This window comes from Pantoea sp. SGAir0183 (assembly GCF_043545505.1).
Map to the genome: position 1 here is coordinate 3,899,782 of NZ_CP028053.1, position 21,416 is coordinate 3,921,197.

Consider the following 21,416-nt stretch of genomic DNA (forward strand, 5'->3'; position numbering starts at 1 on the left):
CGCGGCCTTGTCTGTTTCTGGCTCAGGTCAGTAGGCTTCTCAGCGTAAGCTGGCGCGAAGCCTTGACTAGCAGCGGTCTACCGGAAAGGCGATAACCTCACTCAGCGAGTCGGCCTTCAGTGCCAGCATAATCAACCGATCTATGCCCAGCGCCACGCCTGAACAGGCTGGCATGCCATGTTCCAGCGCCGCCAGCAGGTAATGATCAATCGGGTGCTGCGGCAGCCCGCGTGCTGCACGGCGGCGATTATCCTGTTCAAAACGCTGACGCTGTTCACGGCTGTCCGTCAGTTCACGGAAGCCGTTCGCCAGTTCAATGCCCTTGTAATAAACCTCAAAGCGTTCGGCAACGCGATGGTCTTCTGTGCTGATCTCCGCCAGTGCCGCCTGGCTGGCCGGAAAGTGATAGACAAAACAGGGCTTATCCTGACCAATTTTGGGTTCCACGCCCAACATAAACAGCAGCATCAGCAAGGTATCGCGATCCTCTTCCCGATTCGCCAGCTCGCCCTCACCCAGCTTTTCTGCGGCCTCCCGCAATTGCGTTTTATCCGCAGAAAGCGGGTCCAGATCAAGATGACGAATAAACGCCTGCTGATATGAGAGGGATTCCGCGCTGTCGCACTCCAGCACCTGCTGAAGCAAATCGTCCACTTCGTTCATCAGCCGGTACATATCATAATGGGGGCGATACCACTCCAGCATGGTGAATTCAGGATTGTGGTGCCGTCCGGCCTCTTCATTGCGGAAACAACGTCCCATCTGATAAATCGGCCCGCTACCGGCTGCCAGCAGGCGTTTCATATGGTATTCCGGGCTGGTCATCAGCCAGAGGTCGCATCCGTCGGACATGCCGGGGCCGACAAACCGCGTCTGGAAAGGCACCAGATGGATATCGGTGACGGTCGCCTGACTCATGGCTGGCGTATCCACTTCCAGTACGCCACGATCGGCAAAGAAACGACGCACTTCAGCCACAATGCCTGCGCGTTTAATTAAATTGGCAATGGACGCGCCCGGTTGCCAGCTTGCCGTTTCACTCATGGTGATGACTCCTGATACAAATAAGGGTGGGAAGTCTACTCGCAATGGCGGTGCCAGACAATCATGGCGCAAAACTGTCCAATAAACTGGCCGGGTCCTATAATTAACAGGTTAAATAACAAAGGAATCTTTTTATGTCTCCATGGAAAACACTGGTCGCCAGCCTGAGTACCTTCTTGTCCGTTGCCTGCTCAACCACACCGCCGAAGAATGTTACCGTCGTTGAACACTTCGACAGTGAGCGTTATCTCGGTCAATGGTATGAGATTGCCCGGCTGAATCACGGCTTTGAACGCGGTCTTGAACAGGTGACGGCAAACTACAGTCCTCGGGAAGACGGCGGCCTTAAGGTGGTTAACCGCGGCTATAACCCGAAAAAGCAGCGCTGGCAGGAGAGCGTGGGCAAAGCTTACTTTACCGGCGACAAACAACGCGCCGCGCTCAAAGTTTCTTTCTTTGGCCCCTTTTATGGTGGCTATAACGTTATTGCGCTGGATCCCGACTACCGCTATGCGCTGGTCTGCGGACCTAACCGCCACTATTTATGGATTCTGTCCCGCACGCCGCAGTTGGACAACGACGTGAAGCAAAAGCTGGTACAGCAGGCACGTCAGGCCGGTTTCCCGGTGGATGAGTTGATTTGGGTAAAACAGGGATAGAAGAGAAAATAAAGCCGGTACGAAAGACGTTCGTACCGGTTTTTGGAGCTTACTGCGCGCTACGTTGAATCGCCTGACCGCCTGCTTCAACGTCTTCGCCAACGCCACGCGTGGTATTACAGCCTGACAACAATGCCGATAACATCACCACAGAAAAAATCGCAACAATACTTTTCTTTAACATAAGCCAGTTCCTTTTTTACGTTGCATTAAAAGTACAGCTTTTAAAGCATAGACCGATTACGCCACGCTGCGAGCCTAACCCGCTGAAAAAAGGAAATTCTGCCGTGTTACTTCGCGGCGCGAGAAATAGCCCCACCCAGGTGAGAGACATCCTCGCCAAAACCGTGAAAGGTATTACAGGCGCTCAGTCCAGAAGAGACCAGCAACGCCAGCGCGATAAGTTTTGCCAGTTTTTTCATTGTTGAAACTCACATAAAAAAGGCGCATCACAGGATGCGCCTCTCAGGATTATTTTACGCGTGAAACGTATTCGCCAGAGCGGGTGTCCACTTTCACCACCTCGCCAATCTGAACGAATAAAGGCACTTTAATGACGGCGCCGGTAGACAGCGTGGCAGGCTTGCCGCCTGTACCCGCGGTATCGCCTTTCAGGCCTGGGTCAGTTTCAATCACTTCCGCTTCGATAAAGTTCGGTGGCTGAACTGCAATCGGTTTATCGTTCCACAAGGTTACGATACACTCCGCATTGTCCTGCAACCACTTCTGTACTTCATCCAGCACTTTAGCTTCAACCTGGTACTGCTCAAAGCTTTCCGGGTGCATGAAGTAGTAGAAATCGCCGTCGTTGTAAGAGTACTGCAGCGTCATATCCTTCACGTCTGCGCCTTCGGCAGAATCGGTTGATTTGAAGGTTTTCTCAACGCGTGAACCGGTCAGCAGACGACGCATTTTTACACGTGCAAACGCCTGACCTTTACCCGGCTTAACAAACTCGCTTGATTCGATGGCATAAGGCTCGCCTTCGAACATGATTTTAAGACCGGTACGGAAATCGTTGCTAAGATAAGTCGCCATAAAGGCCCTCTGTAGATATTAACTGGTAATAGCCAAAAAAATGGCACACATTGTAACCCTAAATTCCCCTTCCAGAGAAGATTGGTTGCAGCAACTTGCTGATGTTGTCACTGATCCTCATGAATTACTGCAACTTTTAGCGCTCGATCATCTTCCGGATCTGGCTGCTGGTAGCGATGCACGTCGGCTTTTTGCCCTGCGCGTGCCGCGCGCATTTATCCAGCGGATGAAAAAAGGCGATGCGCAGGATCCCCTTTTGCTTCAGGTATTGACCAGCCGCCAGGAATTCATTGAAGCGCCAGGTTATAGCACCGATCCGTTAGATGAGCAAAACAGCGTGGTGCCGGGATTACTGCACAAATACCAAAACCGGGCCCTGCTGCTGGTCAAAGGTGGCTGCGCCGTGAATTGCCGTTACTGCTTCCGCCGTCATTTTCCTTATCAGGATAATCAGGGCAATAAGCGTAACTGGCAGGCAGCGCTTGATTATATTGCCGATCACCCTGAACTGGATGAGATCATCTTTTCTGGCGGCGATCCGTTAATGGCGAAAGATCATGAACTCGCCTGGCTGATTGAGGCGCTGGCTGCCATTCCCCATCTGAAACGGTTACGCATTCACAGCCGACTGCCGGTGGTGATCCCTGCGCGCATTACGCAGGCGCTCTGTCAGACGCTGGCGGGAACGCGCCTGCAGGTTCTGATGGTCACCCACATCAATCATGCCAACGAGATCGATGACGCCCTCTGCGACGCCATGACGCGCCTTAAGCGCGCTGGCGTAACGTTACTCAATCAGAGCGTGTTGCTGCGCGGCGTGAACGATCGGGCGCAATGCCTTGCGGCGTTGAGCAACGCACTGTTTGATGCGGGCATTCTGCCCTACTACCTGCACGTACTGGATAAAGTGCAGGGCGCGGCGCATTTCTATGTTTCGGATCAGGACGCGCGTGCCCTGATGCGCGATCTGCTGCCTTTGGTCTCCGGTTATCTGGTACCGAAGCTGGCGCGCGAAATCGGGGGGGAGCCCAGTAAAACCCCCCTGGATCTGCAACTTCGGCAGGAATAATCCGGCCCCGACAAGCCCTGTTTCGGCACTGAAGCAAAGCCTCGCGGAACGGTTGCACTTCAAGCAAATACAGCCTCTTTCATTTCATCCTCGCATAAAAAAACGACCGGCACGCGGGCCGGTCGTCTCAGAAATCTTGCCAGTTCATTGCCCGATCAGTTAGGGCACTTATAAACCTGGCCGGTCATTTTACTGTCGAGTGGTGCAAACGCTGAAAGCAGGTTTTGTGTCGGGCTGGTCGCACCGTAAATCACGTTACCGCCCATTTCTGCTGCACGGTTACGCAGATCGTTAGCCGCACCACGCAGTGCGCTGGTTTCACCACCGGCTCCGCTTAACCAGTTACTTTGTGAGCCGGTCAGGGTGCCCAGAAGCTGACACTGTTTGCCAGGCTGCTGATCGGTAAAGGTGACGCGCTGACCTGCAGAAGAGAGTTCGGTTGAGCTGCTGCAGCCCGCAAGCAATAACGCGCCAGCCGTCAGACCGAGCAAGAGGTTAATCCGCATTATAATCCCCATTTATTATCATCAGAGTCGGATGGCAGCGTAGCAGAAAAACACGCATTTTTTCTGCACATTCATTGCCCTAATCCGTGCCAACGTAACCGTTGCGCCACTACTTATACCTTTTCCTCAGCAAAAGAAAAACCCCCGACCGTTTCCGATCGGGGGTTCCTGTGACGCAAGGGTCAGGGGGCAATTACATCATGCCGCCCATTCCGCCCATGCCACCCATACCGCCAGCGCCTGCACCTAAATCTGGCGCATCGCTTTTCGGCAGGTCAGTGACCATACATTCGGTGGTGATCATCAGGCCAGCAACCGACGCCGCGTACTGCAGTGCAGAACGGGTCACTTTGGTTGGGTCCAGAATACCGAAGTCGATCATGTTGCCGTATTGTTCAGTCTGCGCGTTGTAACCGTAGTTACCGTCGCCCGCTTTCACGTTGTTGGCAACAACAGAAGGCTCTTCACCGGCGTTAGAAACGATTTGACGCAGCGGAGCTTCCATTGCGCGCAGCGCAACTTTGATACCCACGTTCTGGTCTTCGTTCTGGCCACGCAGTTCTGACAGCTGTGCTGCCACACGAACCAGCGCCACACCACCACCAGCAACCACGCCTTCCTCAACCGCAGCACGGGTTGCGTGCAGGGCATCTTCAACGCGCGCTTTCTTCTCTTTCATTTCAACTTCAGTCGCTGCGCCTACTTTCAGTACGGCTACGCCGCCTGCCAGTTTAGCCACACGCTCCTGCAGTTTTTCTTTGTCGTAGTCAGAGGTCGCTTCTTCGATCTGCTGACGAATCTGGGTAACGCGGCCCTGGATGGTGCTTTCTTCACCCACGCCATCGATGATAGTGGTGGTGTCTTTATTGATAACCACACGCTTCGCCTGACCCAGATCTTCCAGCGCAGCTTTTTCCAGCTCCATACCGATCTCTTCAGAGATAACGGTACCGCCAGTCAGGATAGCGATATCCTGCAGCATCGCTTTACGACGATCGCCGAAGCCAGGTGCTTTAACCGCAGCCACTTTCACGATACCACGCATGGTGTTCACCACCAGGGTAGCCAGCGCTTCGCCTTCTACGTCTTCCGCGATGATCAGCAGCGGTTTGCCTGCTTTCGCAACGGCTTCCAGCACTGGCAGCATTTCGCGAATGTTAGAAATTTTCTTGTCAGCCAGCAGGATGAACGGGGATTCCAGTTCTACTGCGCCTGTTTCTGGCTTGTTGATGAAGTACGGAGACAGGTAACCGCGGTCGAACTGCATACCTTCAACCACGTCCAGCTCGTCTTGCAGACCGGTGCCTTCTTCAACGGTGATAACGCCTTCTTTACCCACTTTTTCCATCGCCTGCGCGATCAGGGTACCGACGGTTTCATCAGAGTTTGCAGAGATGGTCCCCACCTGCGCAATCGCTTTAGAGTCTGAGCAAGGCACAGACAGTTTTTTCAGTTCTTCAACTGCAGCAACAACCGCCTGGTCGATACCGCGCTTCAGATCCATCGGGTTCATGCCCGCCGCAACGGCCTTCAGGCCTTCGGTGATGATGGACTGCGCCAGTACGGTTGCCGTGGTGGTACCGTCGCCCGCCGCATCGTTGGCTTTAGAGGCAACTTCTTTCACCATCTGCGCACCCATGTTTTCGAACTTGTCTTCCAGCTCGATTTCACGCGCAACAGAAACGCCATCTTTCGTGATGGTCGGTGCACCAAAAGATTTATCCAGAACTACGTTACGGCCTTTAGGACCCAGGGTAACTTTTACTGCATCTGCCAGTACGTTTACGCCACGCAACATTTTTACGCGTGCGTCATTACCGAATTTTACGTCTTTAGCTGCCATTTCAAATTTCCCTTAAATTCGTTTCGTTCAGTGAATTACGCGTAAAACTTACGCTTCAACAATCGCCAGAATGTCGCTTTCAGAGATGATCAGGACTTCTTCATTGTCGATTTTCTCAGTTTTGGCACCGTAGCCTTCGCTGAAAATCACAACGTCACCCACTTTCACATCCAGCGGCTTCACTTCGCCACTTTCAAGAATACGGCCTTTACCCACAGCCAGCACTTCACCGCGCGTGGATTTGCCTGCAGCAGAACCGGTCAGCACGATGCCACCCGCTGACTTAGCTTCCACTTCTTTACGCTTCACGATTACGCGATCGTGTAATGGACGAATTTTCATTTGATAGCTCTCCTTTGAGAAGTCCAATCATTCATTTTTGGGTTGAATACCGGGCTGTGTGGCTTCCGGCCTCGTGACCAGAGAGATAGGGCCGCACTTTCCCTCTTTCAAGGGGGGAACCTACAAATTTTTTTTGCCTGATGATGCGACTGATGACTTTTTGAACAAAGGTGGCAAACGGGCGGGCGAACAAACAAAAAGCGCGACCCGACGTCGCGCAGGGTGGGGATTAACGATCCTTAGGATCGTCATGGTGTTCAAGACGATCGGTATCTTTACGTTCGTACTCGCCATCCATGGTATAGCCACTGTCCGGGCCCGCTCCCGGCCCGCGCCAGACGCGCAAATGCGGCATCAGCTTCAGCGTGAGGTGCTTTTGCACCGGTGGCAGCAGCAGAAGCAGCCCCAGCATATCGGTAAAGAAACCAGGCAGCAGCAGCAGGAAACCGGCAATGATCAGCGAAACGCTTTTGATCATCTCCTGTGCCGGGCTTTCATTACGTGCCAGCTTCTCCTGCATCAGCATAAAGTTTTTCATGCCCTGATTTTTGACTAAAGACACGCCAATGCAGGAGGTGAAAACCACCAGCAGCATGGTGAGCAGCACGCCCAGGACGTGTGCAACCTGAATGAAAAGTGAGATCTCAATCCAGGCCAGTACGAAAAAGATCACTAACGGTAACCAGCGCACCGGATTCTCCTGTGAGTCAGGCTGCCCGGTCGTTAACCCGACAGCGTGGAATATGAATGTGAAAAAGGTAAAAAACAGAGATGGTTATTCTGATCGTCAATTTCAACCGCACCCGGCAAATTTTTGCTTACGGGTTATTTTTGTGAGCAATTTCACATATTGTTAACGTAACGCGGCCAGACAGGTGATCTCTGTTCGCGCTTTGCGTCTCTGTCAGAATAGGATCGTGCTCACCTGCCTGAATACGGATAAAATAGCGGTTCTGGCGCTTCCCCACAAAACAAACACATCATCTGCGATGGTTAGCAGTGACAACAAGAAGGTTATCATGGCGAACAACATTCGTATCGAAGAAGACCTGTTAGGCATGCGTGAAGTTCCGGCGGATGCTTACTATGGCGTTCATACTTTGCGTGCGATTGAAAACTTTTACATCAGCAACAGCAAAATCAGTGACATTCCTGAGTTTGTTCGCGGCATGGTGATGGTGAAAAAAGCCGCGGCGATGGCAAACAAAGAGCTACAAACCTTACCGCGTGATATCGCCAACACCATTATTCAGGCCTGCGATGAAGTGCTGAACAACGGTCGCTGCATGGATCAGTTTCCGGTTGATGTTTATCAGGGCGGCGCAGGCACCTCGGTGAATATGAATACCAATGAGGTACTGGCGAATATTGGTCTGGAACTGATGGGGCATCAAAAAGGCGAATATCAGTACCTGAACCCGAACGACCACGTGAATAAATGCCAGTCCACTAACGATGCCTATCCGACGGGTTTTCGTATTGCCGTTTACAGCTCACTGCTGAAACTGCTCGACGGTATCAGTCAGTTAGCGGACGGGTTTCAGCGTAAAGCGGATGAATTCCAGACCATTTTAAAAATGGGTCGTACCCAGCTACAGGATGCGGTGCCGATGACGCTGGGCCAGGAGTTCCATGCCTACAGCGTTCTGCTGAATGAAGAGACGAAAAGCATTTTGCGCACTGGCGAACTGCTGCTGGAAGTGAACCTGGGCGCAACCGCTATCGGTACGCGCCTGAACACGCCGGACGGTTACCAGCAGCTGGCGGTGCAGAAACTGGCGGAAGTCAGCAACCTCGCGGTCGTGCCCGCCGAAGACCTGATCGAAGCCACTTCAGACTGCGGTGCCTATGTCATGGTGCATTCATCGCTCAAACGCCTGGCTGTCAAACTGTCGAAGATCTGTAATGACCTGCGCCTGCTTTCTTCCGGCCCACGCGCGGGCCTGAACGAAATTAACCTGCCGGAGCTGCAAGCCGGTTCCTCCATCATGCCTGCTAAAGTGAATCCGGTGGTGCCTGAAGTCGTCAATCAGGTGTGCTTCAAGGTGATTGGTAACGATACGACGGTCACGATGGCGTCGGAAGCCGGCCAGCTTCAGCTCAACGTCATGGAGCCGGTCATCGGTCAGGCGCTGTTTGAATCGATCAGCATTCTGACCAACGCCTGCTATAACCTGCTGGAAAAATGCGTCAACGGTATCACGGCGAACAAAGCGGTCTGCGAAGCCTACGTGTTTAACTCCATTGGGATTGTGACCTATCTGAACCCCTATATCGGCCACCACAATGGTGACATCGTCGGTAAAATTTGCGCCGAAACCGGCAAAAGCGTGCGCGAGGTGGTGCTGGATCGCGGCCTGCTGACCGAAAGCGAGCTGGATGATATTTTCTCTGTGCAAAACCTGATGTACCCGGTTTACAAGGCGAAACGCTATACCGATGAAAACGAACAGTAAGGCGTAATTGCGCTTACTGGTGTAAAAGGCACATCGTAATCAAAACGATGTGCCTTTTTGTTTGTTAAAAGGATGGGTTTGCTTTTCGGCTCATCATCATTTCGGGAGTGGCACATGTTCCTGGTTGAACTGTTTATCGTGGTACTGGCGATCTGGCTGGGCGCGCGTCTTGGCGGGATCGGTATTGGCTTTGCGGGCGGCATGGGCGTGCTCATCCTGACGCTTGGCTTTGGTATGAAGCCAGGTGCCATTCCGTTTGATGTGATTGAAATCATCATGGCGGTCATCGCGGCGATTGCGGCCATGCAGGTTGCTGGCGGCATGGACTACCTGGTCAGCCTTGCCGAACGCCTGCTGCGTCGTCATCCCCGTTATGTCACCTTTCTTGCCCCGCTGGTCACCTATGTGATGACGCTGCTGGCGGGCACCGGTCATACCGCCTTCTCTACCCTACCGGTCATCGCCGAGGTGGCGAAAGAGCAAGGCGTGCGTCCTTCTCGTCCGCTGTCGATGGCGGTTGTCGCATCTCAGGTTGCCATTACCGCCTCGCCAATCTCGGCGGCGGTCGTCTTCTTTGCCACGCTGCTCGAACCGCGCGGCGTAAGCTATATCATGCTGCTGGCCATCGCCATTCCGGCTACCATGGTTGGGCTGTTTCTTGCCGCGCTGGTCACTAACTTCCTGGGAAAAGAGCTGAAAGGTTTGTGTTACCGACCTATCCCACACTGTTAGCCGCCGTTGAGATGGATGACACTGGCTCGACCCGAATCGGTAAGTTCGTGTTCAACCATGCCTTTATCATTCCCGGCGTGCTGGCCATCACCCTGTCTGTCGTGTTCGGCTTTATTTTTGGTGGGCTTCTGCTGTAGTCCCGGCCGCACAGTGAACGTGCTATCATCGACGCGATTTTCAACAGGAGCCTCATGATGAATGCCGTTGTCATCCTCTGCACCGCCCCTGACCAGGCGTGCGCGCAGCAGCTTGCCACCCAGGTGCTGAAGGCCAGACTGGCCGCCTGTGTCACCCTTTTACCGGGTGCCACCTCGTACTACGTCTGGCAGGGCCAGTTGGAGCAGGCCAGCGAAGTTCAGATGTTACTCAAATGCGATACAGCTCATCAGCAGGCATTGCTCGATCTGCTTAAGCGCTCACATCCTTATGACGTACCAGAACTGCTGGTGCTTCCGGTTCAACATGGAGACAGTGAATACTTGTCATGGCTGCACGCATCGCTCGCTTAATTACCCTGATACTGGCCCTGTTTATCTGCCTGCAGGCGCAGGCTGACCTGTTTGCCCCCAAAACCACCAGCCGCTTTTTGCCCGTCGACCAGGCTTTTGCTTTTGATTTCGACCAACAGGGCGCACAGCTCAATCTGCACTGGAAGGTTAAAGACGGCTACTATCTCTACCGCCAGCAAATCAGGGTCGTCGCCAACAATGCGCGTATCGCGCCTGTGGCCTTGCCAGCGGGTCAGCCACACGAAGATGAATTTTTTGGTAAGAGCGAGATTTATCCGCAGAACCTGAACGTGCCCGTCACGCTACAACAGGCTGCCAGGGGCAGTACGCTGAGCGTGACGTATCAGGGCTGTGCTGCCGCAGGCTTCTGTTATCCACCTGAAACGCGCAGCATTCCACTCACGCCCGTTGTCGCCAGCGCGGATGCAGACTCAGGGGAGCGCCCGCCCGCCACCGCCAGCCCGCTCCCCTTTTCGCCATTGTGGGCGTTGCTGATTGGTATCGGTGTGGCATTTACGCCCTGCGTCTTACCGATGTATCCCCTGATTTCGGGCATTATCCTTGGCGGTAAGCGTAACAACTCGCTGGGTCGCCTGTTCGCGCTGGCCCTGGTTTATGTGCAAGGAATGGCGCTTACCTATACCTTGCTCGGCGTGACAGTCGCCGCGGCTGGCCTGCGTTTTCAGGCGGCCTTACAGCATCCCTATGTCCTGATCGGTTTATCCGTGCTGTTTGTAGTGCTGGCCATGTCGATGTTTGGCCTGTTTTCGCTACAGTTACCCGCCAGCGTACAAACCCGTCTGACGCTGTGGAGCAACCGTCAGCAGGGCGGCTCACTGCCCGGCGTTTTCCTGATGGGCGCGCTGGCAGGTTTAATTTGTTCCCCCTGCACCACCGCGCCGCTCAGTGCCATCCTGCTCTATATCGCACAGAGCGGTAACCTGCTGGCGGGTGCCGGTACATTGTGGCTGTATGCCATCGGCATGGGCTTACCGCTGATTGCCGTGACGCTGTTCGGTAGCCGCTTCCTGCCTAAAAGCGGCCCCTGGATGCAGACCGTCAAGAAAGGGTTTGGGTTCGTTATTCTCGCGCTGCCGGTTTTCCTGCTGGAACGGGTGCTGGGTGAGCTGTGGGGCGTGCGCTTATGGAGCCTGCTGGGCGTCGCCTTTTTTGCGTGGGCCTTCAGTGCCAGCCTGCGCGCAAGCAGCGGCAAATGGCGTATCGTGCAAATGCTCATGCTGATCGCCGCCCTGATCAGCGCCCGCCCTTTGCAGGACTGGGCGTTTGGCAATGACGCGCCACAACAAACTATCGCGCACCTTCCCTTTCAGTCTGTTCAAACGGTTAGCCAGTTAGATCAGGCGCTGCAACAGACACAGAGCCGCATGACGATGGTGGATTTGTACGCGGACTGGTGCGTGGCCTGTAAAGAGTTTGAGAAGTACACCTTTAGCGACAGTGCGGTACGTGCCAGTCTTAAAGATGTCCAGTTGTTACAGGCTAACGTCACGGCGAACACGGCCACCGATAATGCGCTGTTGCAACATCTTCACGTGCTGGGGCTGCCCACGATTTTATTCTTTGATGCTCAGGGAAAAGAAATTCCCGGTTCACGTATCACCGGTTTCCTGAAGCCAAAGGATTTTGACGAACATTTGCAGAAACTGCGTGAGTAAACAACACTGGAACCTGGACACAGCCCGTTGACCTGAACGGGCCTGCATCGCAGAGGAGAACGGTTTGCAACGTGAACAGATACTTGACCATGCATTAAACGTGCTTGAACAAAATGGCTTAGCGTCCACCTCGTCGCTGAAAATCCTGGCCGAAGAGATGCGACTCAGCGAGCAGCAACTTGAGCAGTTCTGGGCTGACCGCGACGCACTGCTCTACGACGCATTGCAGTTTCATGCCCAGCAAATCGACAGCTGGCGACAAGAGGTATTACAAAACAGCGCACTGCGACCCGAACAGAAGTTAATGGCGCGCTACGAAGGGTTAAATGAGCATGTCACCAAGGGACGCTTTCCCGGCTGCCTGTTTATCGCCGCCTGCAGCTTCTATCCGCATCCCGATCAACCCATTCATCAACTGGCAGAAAAACAGAAGCGCGCCTCCTGGGAATTTACCCACACTATTTTAAATGCGCTGGGTCTGGATAACCCGAGTATGGTGGCCGATCAAATGGAGCTGGTGCTGGAAGGCTGCTTAAGCAAGCTACTGATCAAGCGCAATGTGCAGGATGTGGATGTCGCCAAACGTCTGGCGGAAGATATATTAAGCATTGCCCTGTGCCGTAAAAATGGCGCACTGGCGTGAGTTTCAACGCCTTTGACTGAAATTCAGGCAATCAGTCACGTTTTGCAGGGTTTTTTCATGAAAGCCGTTGACGGCCTGCGGCCTTTACGGTTTAATGCGCCCCGTTGCCCGAATAGCTCAGTTGGTAGAGCAGGGGATTGAAAATCCCCGTGTCCCTGGTTCGATTCCGGGTTCGGGCACCACTCTTCAGAGCCTGTTCGTTAAGAGATGAGATCCTTAACGGGCAAGACAGAGATCCCTTTTCGTCATCGTGCAGGATGAGTCGCATTCGTTCTACACTTGAAGATTATGGGATTAAGAATCCGGATGATGCTGTAACATCATCCGGATTTCTCGCATCCCGAGTATTTCAATTACAGGTTTTTACCTTTTCACAAGGTTTGTGTCAACGATCTGTAAATGAAACCGCGCTAATTTTCCTCCACTGATATCAATCCGTTAGAAATTTGACTTAGGAATAGTCCTAGAGCATAAATGCGCTTTCAAGATTCCTTCGAAGATGATCCATATTCGCTTCAACATACTCCAGAGTGACCGCAACACTTGAATGCCCCAGCAACATTTTCACGTCATTCAGGCTTCGTTCCGGTGTTTTCATCAGGTCTGTAGCGATGGTATGCCTGAAACGGTGCGGGCTGATATCACACTGACACTCGCGTGAAAGCCGCCTGAAAAACGCCCGCATTGGGGGATGATCCATGTTACCGCCTGTGACGGTTTTCTTTTTTAAACGACTGAAACGGTTGATATTAAACAGTTGATCCTTCGGCCTTGCGCCCATTTGTTTAGCCTGACGGTACAGATCTTCAAGGCGAGGCCTCAGCTTGTCCGTGACAGGCACCCGGTGTTCTCGATGATTTTTTGAGCCTTCAGGTCTCAGCTCAATAACACCCTGCTTAAGATCCACATCGCACAGCCTTATATGCAGCAGCTGGTTTTGACGCATGCCCGTAAACTTTAGCGTTTCAATCACTGTCATCCAGAACCATGCGGGTTCAAGCGCGTTCGGCCGGGGATCATGAATACCGATCTGCTCCTGTTCAATTTTTCGATGCATTACGAGATCAATTTTCTTCATTTGTTCCCGGGTAAGCGTTTTCTTTCGTTTACGGTCTGGCTTAACGACCACGCCATTGAACGGATTGTCCCGGGCAGTAACGAGAGAGTGTGTTATAGCGTGGTTAAACAGCGCTCTCATATGTGCAACTTTATTATTCCATGTCCGTTTACTGCAGTTTTGTTCGTTCAAAACGTGACGTCGCCATTTAAGAACATCAAGGCGACATATACTTTCAGGCAATATTTTACCTTCACTGAATTCTGTGAAAGTTTTTACAACCTTTCTGTAGCTCCATTCACTGGCTGGACGGAGAACCTTACTGAAAAAATAGTCGTTCAGAATGTCATCGAAGGTCGTTTTTTCAGACATGGTAACCTCGTATTTTATTAACCCTGTAATTACTCTTTTTTTGGAAAGAGCCATTTGCTGTCTGAAAGACAGCTTCCTTTCTTTAAAATAATGTCAGACTTAATCATGTAGCCCGACAGTTTGGTGAACTGACCGCGTTTATCCGGCGAGTCATATTTATGGTAAGAGTAAAGACCCTTACCATTTCGTGAGTGATGAAGGCCCAGTGATTCAAAGTTTTTCTGCAGCTTGTTTTTTTCGTATTTATTTTCTGGCTGCGAGGAAATAAACCGGAAAAACACATCGGGCGATATCATATAAATAAAACCGGACAGTACATGCAGAAGACTGTCGGACTCATTAACGGTAATTTTTCCGGCCTCCACGCTCTCCCGCAGCCAGTCCAGAAAAACACTGCCCTCAGAGGGTTCACTGTCGTACGCCGGCTTCCCGTCTTCCGTTTGCTCCTGCTTCGTTAACTCAGTAGATTGTCCGGCTGATAAAACGGGTGCCTCCCCTTTAGCCATCAGGTCCAGCACGGAAAGTAAATCTACTCCCTGCTTAACTTCTGTATCTTCCTTTTCATTTCCACTGTCTGAACCATACTCAGTGGCTTCGTTCCCGCCGATTGCAGACTGCAGCGCGGAGCTCAGTACCGGTAATTCAGGTTTTTCTGTTCCGGGACTGGCCTCCTCTCCGGCTGCCTGTGAGGGAGTATACGTTGCCGCTTCGTTTTCAATTGGCTCTGAAACATTTGCTGAAATGATGTGACTCGACAAAAGAACAGGTGCGTTATCTGCTAAATTTGGGTAATTATCAGCATGTTGCATTTCCGGTGCCGGGTTTACAGAAGACGTGCCAGTAATATCTGAAAGACCACCCATTTCCAGACCCGCCCCCTCCCGCGCCTGCATGATGATGCTGTAAAGCACTCCGGCACCGGCACGCTCACCCGACAGAAACTGAAGAAGACAGCGTGACGCTTCCGGCCACTGGTGAAGCCACAGCATGCCGGTCTCAGGCAGCAGCTTTGCCGCCATATACTGACCTGTCAGGGCCTGAGCCCGGGCAGTCTTTGCGGGCCGGACCCGCCACGGGCCGTCCGGCGTGTGCAGCCCCGGATACCAGATTTTTCCGGACTGCGTCGCGCCTTCCACCTGCGTCAGCCAGGGCAGATGATGAAACAGGCCTGCCCAGAATACCGCGCAGACCCAGCCCGGGGCCTGAGCCGACTGCTCTTCAGGTGTGGCGCCGGGCGGCAGCATCATTCCTCTGACGAGCCTGACCGCCCGGACGGCCACGCCGAGGCTCAGGTCGCCAAATCCCCCCGGTGACGAATATGCACCGTTCCATGCGGCCGGGCAGTCCTGCACACGCTCAAGCATTGCCTGCGCTGGCTTCAGCCACCACGCATCAGTCACGGACTGTGAAAGCGGGCTGTTATCTGCCAGCATTCTGACAAACCTGCGTCGCTCCTCCGTCTGCAAAAGCGTACTGCCCTCCAGAACCGGGCGAAAAGCCACCTCTCTGACGACCGTATCCGCCGGCTGCCCTGAATGCCTGTTGTTTCCCCGCCCCGTCAGCCACTTCATCACCCGTTCCATCAACACCCGCTCTTTATCTGAAATGACGTAACGCTAAGAGACGGGGTGTCATTTGCAACGTTAATCCTGGATTCAGTGCAGAGAGATATTCTGCTTGCGTTAATTTTCAGGAACGGATTCAGGATTAACGGCGGACGGTTTTAACGTCCCGTGCTTTTCTTGCGCAACCATCCTTTAATTAAACTGAACACACTCATGCAGCAACGTCTGGTAGCGCTGTACCTTCTGCTGTTGCTGACGCTGTCCGGCAGCATCAGCCTTTTTATTTCATCCATCCGTGACGCATTCTTTTTTGTGTGGCTGCTTACGGCACTCTCTCCGTTTCTGCTCAGACCCCTCGACTGGCTGACCCGTCAGGTGCTCAGGAAGCCCTGCATGCTGAGCCGCAGAAAACGCATCACCGTTCATCTGTCCCCCTGGCAGCCAACCGTCGGGCTCACGCCTGAGCGCGTGCGCTGGTTCTGGTCGGGGGTGTTTGAGTTAACGGAAGCCGCCTTAGCCGGGGGAAAAACCGTCGTGGTTGCTTCGCACCTTCTGACGCCTGCCCGTGCGGCCAGGCTCAGGACATACCTTAAGGTGCGGGGCTGGTCTTACCGCAGCAGGCTGACCAGCGTCCCTTTCCGGGATTCAGCCCGCGCGCTGATGCAGCTGGAAATCCTCTTCCGGCAGTGGCACTGGCGCTGTCCGTCCCGGACCCGGTGGCCGGTGATGCTGCTGAAAAAAACTTCTGAACCGGAAAAATAATTTCGGGTGTTAAGTCACAAAGGGAATGTTCACACTGATTACACATATGTATTCGATCTGAACGATCGAAATATCGCGTTATACAACACGCGGTTTTGCCAGGTACTGTATTCACACCGAATACAGAAAAGATTAACAAAATATTTTCTCATTCAGCCAACACCAGGGCCTTTATGAAACGCATGAATCTGACAGAAGTCCTGTCCCGGGTCGCCTTAGAGCAGACCGATGAACAGAGGCAGCTGCTTGAGCAGTTTGCGGAAGGGAAGAAAACGGTAAGTCCGCCAGTGACCATTCGTTTCCGGCCGGCATCACGGGAATTTGTGAATCAGGTATCACACAAGCTTGGCATCTCCGTTTCAGAGCTGGTCAATGTGATTGTTGAGGGCGTCATGACAGAAACCACAGCGCCCCGCAATGCCTCGGTAAACCGCGTTTATGAGCGCTTCTGGCACCTGATGGACCGCCACAGCCTTAATGTCGCGCAGGTGGCCACAATACTCTCTGAGCTGAACATTGGCATGAGCGTGCTTGAGAACCGGGAGCGCACGCTTGATCACCTTACCCTGCCTGTGCTGGAGCAGATTGCGTCATGGTTCGGTGTTCAGTCCGGCTGGCTCGCCGGAGAAGACATCCTTCCGGTTCCGTCCGTGGTACTGCGTGACTTCTGGCAGGCAGCTGAATGCCTTCTGCCGCATAAAGATACAGTGATTAACTCCTTACGTTTTTACAGACGTCAGCATAATGAAGGTGAGCCAGCACTGAATTTCAGACACGAGATGGTAATCACTGCGACCCGGGATAAATATATCAATGGCGTGTCCTTTGAAAGTAATTATTTAACCGGCGTGGTCCCTCTTGCGGTCAGCAATGAATCAGAGACAAACGCTTTTCTCTCTTTCTGTGAATTACTGCGGTTAAAAGGAAGGGTTGCTCAAATTTCTTTTCGAAAATTACCAGGCAGATTATTTGACAGTCTTAGAGAGGGCTCTGAGTTGCCGTTTTCGGTCTCATGCGTTACTGATGAAAGTATTATGGGCAAGCTCAGACCTGGGAAAAATTTCATGTGGAACAAGGAGGCATTAATACCCTTCATAAATCCGGCGTTTCATATTACGCCTGAATGGGAAGACTATCTGAAAGAAGTCATGAGCTTCGGTTAACCGTATTTAAATAACAAAAACCAGGTCTGTTTATTTAACTGGTGCGTCAGCATCAGGGAAACCCCTTTGTCAAAAACAAGAAAAAGGAAATAAGTGATGAAAGCAAAACTGTTAACCCGCAGCATTATCCTGGCATTACTGGCTTCAGCCGTGCCGTCAGTCAATGCCGCAACAACATGGATCGAAGCACGTAACGACGCCATGGGGGGAACCGGCGTGGCCTCTTCAGATTATCTGGCAGCAGCGTTGGCCAACCCCGCGCTGATGACCGGCCACGCTGCCGGTGACGACGTCGGGCTCATTCTGCCGGGCGTGGGGGCACAAATCAGCGATCCGGATAATCTGCGTGACGGACTGGACAGGGTAAAAAGCACCTTTGACAACTTCCGCGATTCAGCAGGCACCGGCAACAGCTCACGACAGGCGGCCGCGCTTAAACAGGCCCTGCAGGACGTCGACGGCGACAGCGGGCATGCCAGTGCCGGGCTTTCTGCGGTGATTGCCATTCCCAGTGACACCCTCCCTTTCGCCTTTGTGGCCAAAGGCTGGGGACAGGCGAAGGTCCGCACCGATATCACACAGCGTGACCTGGCGTATCTCGATGCGGCACAGAGCGGCATTTTCTCGCCGGCTCAGACGGATACTGACCAGATGACCTCCCGGGCGCAGGGCGTCGCCGCACTGGTCACGGAATACGGTATCGCCGCAGCGCATCAGTTTACCCTGGCTGACACGCCGGTTTCTGTCGGCATCACGCCAAAGGTCCAGCGCGTGGATACCTGGAACTACAACGTTTCCGTCGGTAACTACAGCGCGTCAGATTTTCGCAGCGGCGACTGGAAGCGTTCCGAAAGCGGCGCAAATGTCGATGTCGGCTTTGCGGTTCAGCTGACGCCAGAGTGGACAGTCGGACTGACCGGACAGAACCTTGTGGCACGTAACATCAGTACGCTTGAAATCAACGGCATCACGGACACGTTCCAGATCCGCCCGCAGGCGACTGCCGGCACGGCGTGGAGCAATGGTTTTGTCACGCTGGCCACAGACGTTGACCTGACACCGGCCAGCGGTTTTGCCTCGGATGAAAAAGCGCAGTATGCCGGCGTGGGTGCTGAGCTGAATGCCTGGAACTGGGCGCAGCTGCGTGCCGGTTACCGCGCAGACATGCGCAACAGCGATCGCAGCATGTTTACCGCCGGTGTGGGGATTTCACCCTTCAACGTCGTGCATCTCGACCTGACCGGAATGGCCGGCACAGACCGCAGCTATGGCGCTGCCGCGCAGCTTTCTTTCACTTTCTGATTATGAACAACGCGGGCTGCCGGGTGCAGCCCGCCTGTTAACCGGAGAATAGCATGTCAAAAAAAGCCCTCAAACTGTCTGCCATTGTGCTGGCGACCACGCTTACAGGCTGCAGCAGCTTCATGAGCGGTATCGGCCAGTTTGGTTCGCTGAATGACGGCAATCAGATGCCTTCAGACGTGAAAGACCAGACCACAGTGGAAAAACGCAATCAGGTGAGTGATGCCTACGGCCCCATTGCCATACCAGCCGATACCGTGGCGATGCGTCTGAAAGAAAAGTTTGGCTTCGTATCCGACGGGGATGTGGCTGCAGCACGCAACAGCGGCCAGGAGAATTCGGGCTGGTCAGCCTCAGCCATTTCAGAGGGCACCAGCTGGTCGGCAGATCCCGGCAGTTATTACCGAATGTCCAGGAACTGGGCCGGAAATGACAGGCTGACGATTGAGGTTCGCCGGACGTTCAAAGGCACGGTTGCCACCGGCAACAAAGCCGGGAGCTTTGTTGTATCAACGTATATCTCATCCGATCCAAAGCACGTCACTGATGCATGGACGAAGCGACTTTTCAGTCAGATTCATGCGGGAGCACGCGGTGAAGCGGAGTAAGGCTGTCAGCTGGCACCGGACTATCCGGTGCCTAAGAACCATGAAAGAGCATACTGTCTATGAGGTGTTTTGCACGGATGAGGCTCATATTCATACGGTGATCCGTTTATCAAACGAGACTTTATTTACTAATATCTCAGGGGAGCATCGGGAGGGGTTAGCCCTGTAATGGCGTTTAAGAAATCTGCCGTGCAGCCGCAGCCGGCTGTCCAGGCACCAATCGTCTCCCCTGCCCATTGCGGCGGATTTGCATCTAATTTGGCCAGAAACTCGCTCATGGCTTAGCCTCCCTGCTTATCTAGTAAATTGCAACCGCGACCAGACCACACGACATCGTAAATTCCCGGCTTAAGACATGCCGGGCCGGGCGCTCAGCAGATGATCTGCCTCCCGCATATGTGTACATATCGATGCTGTCACTGTCTGCTTATGGCACAAAGTGGATCTTCAACGCCAATCGTCCGCTTTGAGCGAAAAGCGGACATGCTGGTTGATCTTGTTATTGCACCCCGAGCAACTATTTCACATGCCCCACAGTTATCGTGGGGCATGGCCATATTCACAGTGACGGATGAGAACCTTTAACGGGACTCACTGCTTCGAGCAGAGAAGCAATATGGAGAATAACGTGTTCATCATGCCATTTACCTATAATCTGCACGTTGATGGGCAACCCCTCACGACTCTTACCGAACGGCAGCGCGATCCCCGGCAGGCCGGTTACGTTCAGTGGAACCGTGGCACCCTGCAGATAGGTGGCATCAACGCTCTGACCGTCGATGACAAACCTGTCTGCGCCGTGTTTGTGCGCCGGGATGGGGAGTACATGCGTAATAAGCGCGTCGTAACGTGAAAAGTATTCCGCAAATCCATCACGCAGCCTTTCTGCGGCCTGCTCTGCATCAATGAAGTCCGACATCGGCGTATCAGGCAGTGACAGCATGGTTTTTGCCATTTTATAGATTTCATCGGGGCGGCAACCGACCGTTGCCGCTGCAAAAGCCGGCTTCATCTCCATAACGTGCAAACGGTTGAAGACGTCCAGTGCAAAATCCTGCTCCAGCGCGGGAATTCCGACGTGCTCCACCACAACGCCAGGCTCTTTCAGCGCATCCGCTGCCGCCTTAACTACCGCTGCGACTTCCGGATCAACCGGACCGAAGCCCGGGCCTGTCATCCAGCCAATTCGTAAAGGGCGTGACGGCACTGGCGGCAGACCGCCTGAATGCAGTGGTGCGGCGCTGGAGAACGCATCATGGCCATCGGGTCCGGAAAGCTGAGAGAATGCCAGTGCAATGTCGCGTACCGAGCGGGCCATTGGGCCGACATGCCAGAAGCGACGCGGCGCGCGAGGCCAGATGCCTGTCATGGGCACGCTTCCGTGGGTGGCTTTCATTGAGGTGATACCTGTCTGCGCGGCGGGTCCACGCACTGAAATGGCCAAATCCGTTCCCAGTCCCAGCGGGGACATGCCTGCGGCTATTGCAGCAGATTCGCCGCCACTCGAGCCGCCGGGCGTGCGGGTCAGGTCCCAGGGATTATTAGAGCGGCCGGACAGCAGATTATCGCTTTCAATCCAGTACGAAAATTCCGGCAGGTTGGTTTTTGCCAGCACGATCCCGCCCGCTTTTTTAAGACGCGCCACGCTGGTCGCGTCTGCATCCGGCAGACGACCTTTGAAGATGGGTGAGCCGCGCTGAGTCAGCACGCCGGCAGTGTCGATAGAATCCTTTACGGTGAAGGGAACGCCGTGTAGTGGGCCAAGTTTCTCACCCTTCATCACAGCAGCTTCCGCCGCTTCGGCCTGTTTCAGTGCGTCCTCTGCGAGCGTGACTATCGCGTTGACGTCCGGGTTGGTGGCAGCGATGCGATCGAGATGCGCCTGCATCACTTCAACCGGCGTAACGTCGCGGTTACGTATCATGCTGGCCAGGTCGGTAGCATCTGAATAATAAATTTCTTTGCTCATGATAAACCCTCGGTTCGATAATCTAACTAGCAGTTGGTAGGTTTAATCTAGAACCCTTAAATCAGACTGTCAATACTTACCTAACAAATGTTAGAATTGTT

At 53.5% G+C, this 21,416-nt stretch carries 21 protein-coding genes, 1 tRNA gene and 1 pseudogene; 12 read left to right on the forward strand and 11 right to left on the reverse strand.

Annotation, left to right across the window (positions count from 1 at the left end; genetic code table 11):
• Window positions 1-66 precede the first annotated feature (66 nt).
• On the reverse strand, window positions 67-1,044 hold the full coding sequence (gene epmA, locus C1N59_RS18115; RefSeq protein WP_033739156.1) for an elongation factor P--(R)-beta-lysine ligase: 978 nt from the start codon (window positions 1,042-1,044) through the stop codon (window positions 67-69).
• Between the two features lie 134 nt (window positions 1,045-1,178).
• Here epmA and C1N59_RS18120 point away from each other — a divergent pair, with 134 nt between their 5' ends.
• Complete coding sequence (locus C1N59_RS18120; protein WP_054634606.1) at window positions 1,179-1,703, forward strand: lipocalin family protein; 525 nt, start codon at window positions 1,179-1,181, stop codon at window positions 1,701-1,703.
• Window positions 1,704-1,752: 49 nt separating this feature from the next.
• Here C1N59_RS18120 and C1N59_RS18125 read toward each other — a convergent pair whose 3' ends face one another.
• The 3 genes from C1N59_RS18125 to efp all read right to left on the reverse strand — a co-directional run bounded on the left by C1N59_RS18125 (window position 1,753) and on the right by efp (window position 2,741).
• On the reverse strand, window positions 1,753-1,887 hold the full coding sequence (locus tag C1N59_RS18125; RefSeq protein WP_006121715.1) for an entericidin A/B family lipoprotein: 135 nt from the start codon (window positions 1,885-1,887) through the stop codon (window positions 1,753-1,755).
• A gap of 106 nt (window positions 1,888-1,993) precedes the next feature.
• Window positions 1,994-2,125, reverse strand: coding sequence for an entericidin A/B family lipoprotein (locus tag C1N59_RS18130; protein ID WP_006121714.1), 132 nt, complete (start codon window positions 2,123-2,125; stop codon window positions 1,994-1,996).
• 49 nt (window positions 2,126-2,174) lie between these two features.
• The gene (gene efp, locus C1N59_RS18135) at window positions 2,175-2,741 is read right to left on the reverse strand and encodes an elongation factor P (protein WP_006121713.1); all 567 of its coding nucleotides are present in this window, start codon (window positions 2,739-2,741) and stop codon (window positions 2,175-2,177) included.
• Window positions 2,742-2,781: 40 nt separating this feature from the next.
• Here efp and epmB point away from each other — a divergent pair, with 40 nt between their 5' ends.
• Window positions 2,782-3,810: an EF-P beta-lysylation protein EpmB gene (gene epmB, locus C1N59_RS18140; RefSeq protein ID WP_162286127.1), complete on the forward strand. Its 1,029-nt coding sequence runs from the start codon at window positions 2,782-2,784 to the stop codon at window positions 3,808-3,810.
• Between the two features lie 155 nt (window positions 3,811-3,965).
• Here epmB and C1N59_RS18145 read toward each other — a convergent pair whose 3' ends face one another.
• From C1N59_RS18145 to C1N59_RS18160, 4 genes are all read right to left on the reverse strand, one after another.
• Entirely contained in the window at window positions 3,966-4,316 is a 351-nt protein-coding gene (locus C1N59_RS18145; RefSeq protein WP_006121711.1) for a DUF4156 domain-containing protein, read from the reverse strand.
• Window positions 4,317-4,509: 193 nt separating this feature from the next.
• Window positions 4,510-6,159: a chaperonin GroEL gene (gene groL, locus C1N59_RS18150; protein WP_394550001.1), complete on the reverse strand. Its 1,650-nt coding sequence runs from the start codon at window positions 6,157-6,159 to the stop codon at window positions 4,510-4,512.
• Between the two features lie 48 nt (window positions 6,160-6,207).
• Entirely contained in the window at window positions 6,208-6,501 is a 294-nt protein-coding gene (locus C1N59_RS18155) for a co-chaperone GroES (RefSeq protein WP_006121709.1), read from the reverse strand.
• 229 nt (window positions 6,502-6,730) lie between these two features.
• The gene (locus C1N59_RS18160) at window positions 6,731-7,192 is read right to left on the reverse strand and encodes an FxsA family protein (RefSeq protein WP_006121708.1); all 462 of its coding nucleotides are present in this window, start codon (window positions 7,190-7,192) and stop codon (window positions 6,731-6,733) included.
• Between the two features lie 328 nt (window positions 7,193-7,520).
• Here C1N59_RS18160 and aspA point away from each other — a divergent pair, with 328 nt between their 5' ends.
• From aspA to C1N59_RS18190, 6 genes and pseudogenes are all read left to right on the forward strand, one after another.
• Window positions 7,521-8,957 carry an aspartate ammonia-lyase gene (aspA, locus tag C1N59_RS18165; RefSeq protein ID WP_283788087.1) on the forward strand — a complete coding sequence of 479 codons (1,437 nt, stop codon included), beginning with the start codon at window positions 7,521-7,523 and terminating at the stop codon, window positions 8,955-8,957.
• 114 nt (window positions 8,958-9,071) lie between these two features.
• Window positions 9,072-9,826, forward strand: a pseudogene (locus C1N59_RS18170) (anaerobic C4-dicarboxylate transporter family protein).
• Window positions 9,827-9,883: 57 nt separating this feature from the next.
• Window positions 9,884-10,198, forward strand: a complete 315-nt coding sequence (gene cutA, locus C1N59_RS18175; protein ID WP_394550908.1) for a divalent cation tolerance protein CutA — start codon at window positions 9,884-9,886, stop codon at window positions 10,196-10,198.
• Window positions 10,174-11,874, forward strand: a complete 1,701-nt coding sequence (locus C1N59_RS18180) for a protein-disulfide reductase DsbD (RefSeq protein WP_394550002.1) — start codon at window positions 10,174-10,176, stop codon at window positions 11,872-11,874. The genes cutA and C1N59_RS18180 overlap by 25 nt, the downstream gene beginning before the upstream one ends.
• Window positions 11,875-11,938: 64 nt before the next feature.
• Window positions 11,939-12,517 carry a division control transcriptional repressor DicD gene (locus C1N59_RS18185; RefSeq protein ID WP_006121703.1) on the forward strand — a complete coding sequence of 193 codons (579 nt, stop codon included), beginning with the start codon at window positions 11,939-11,941 and terminating at the stop codon, window positions 12,515-12,517.
• 106 nt (window positions 12,518-12,623) lie between these two features.
• Window positions 12,624-12,699: transfer RNA gene (locus tag C1N59_RS18190), tRNA-Phe, on the forward strand.
• Window positions 12,700-12,980: 281 nt separating this feature from the next.
• On the opposite strand, the gene C1N59_RS18195 is transcribed toward C1N59_RS18190, so the two are convergent.
• Complete coding sequence (locus tag C1N59_RS18195) at window positions 12,981-13,946, reverse strand: tyrosine-type recombinase/integrase (RefSeq protein ID WP_022622363.1); 966 nt, start codon at window positions 13,944-13,946, stop codon at window positions 12,981-12,983.
• Between the two features lie 29 nt (window positions 13,947-13,975).
• The gene (locus tag C1N59_RS18200) at window positions 13,976-15,529 is read right to left on the reverse strand and encodes a TraI domain-containing protein (protein ID WP_394550910.1); all 1,554 of its coding nucleotides are present in this window, start codon (window positions 15,527-15,529) and stop codon (window positions 13,976-13,978) included.
• 195 nt (window positions 15,530-15,724) lie between these two features.
• Here C1N59_RS18200 and C1N59_RS18205 point away from each other — a divergent pair, with 195 nt between their 5' ends.
• From C1N59_RS18205 to C1N59_RS18220, 4 genes are all read left to right on the forward strand, one after another.
• Window positions 15,725-16,273: a pili assembly chaperone gene (locus C1N59_RS18205; RefSeq protein WP_394550003.1), complete on the forward strand. Its 549-nt coding sequence runs from the start codon at window positions 15,725-15,727 to the stop codon at window positions 16,271-16,273.
• 173 nt (window positions 16,274-16,446) lie between these two features.
• The gene (locus C1N59_RS18210; RefSeq protein ID WP_394550004.1) at window positions 16,447-17,436 is read left to right on the forward strand and encodes a conjugal transfer protein TraE; all 990 of its coding nucleotides are present in this window, start codon (window positions 16,447-16,449) and stop codon (window positions 17,434-17,436) included.
• A gap of 96 nt (window positions 17,437-17,532) precedes the next feature.
• Window positions 17,533-18,738, forward strand: coding sequence for a conjugal transfer protein TraF (locus tag C1N59_RS18215; RefSeq protein WP_394550005.1), 1,206 nt, complete (start codon window positions 17,533-17,535; stop codon window positions 18,736-18,738).
• A gap of 53 nt (window positions 18,739-18,791) precedes the next feature.
• Complete coding sequence (locus C1N59_RS18220; RefSeq protein ID WP_394550006.1) at window positions 18,792-19,346, forward strand: hypothetical protein; 555 nt, start codon at window positions 18,792-18,794, stop codon at window positions 19,344-19,346.
• 559 nt (window positions 19,347-19,905) lie between these two features.
• On the opposite strand, the gene C1N59_RS18225 is transcribed toward C1N59_RS18220, so the two are convergent.
• Window positions 19,906-21,315, reverse strand: a complete 1,410-nt coding sequence (locus C1N59_RS18225) for an amidase (protein ID WP_394550007.1) — start codon at window positions 21,313-21,315, stop codon at window positions 19,906-19,908.
• Between the last annotated feature and the right edge of the window lie 101 nt (window positions 21,316-21,416).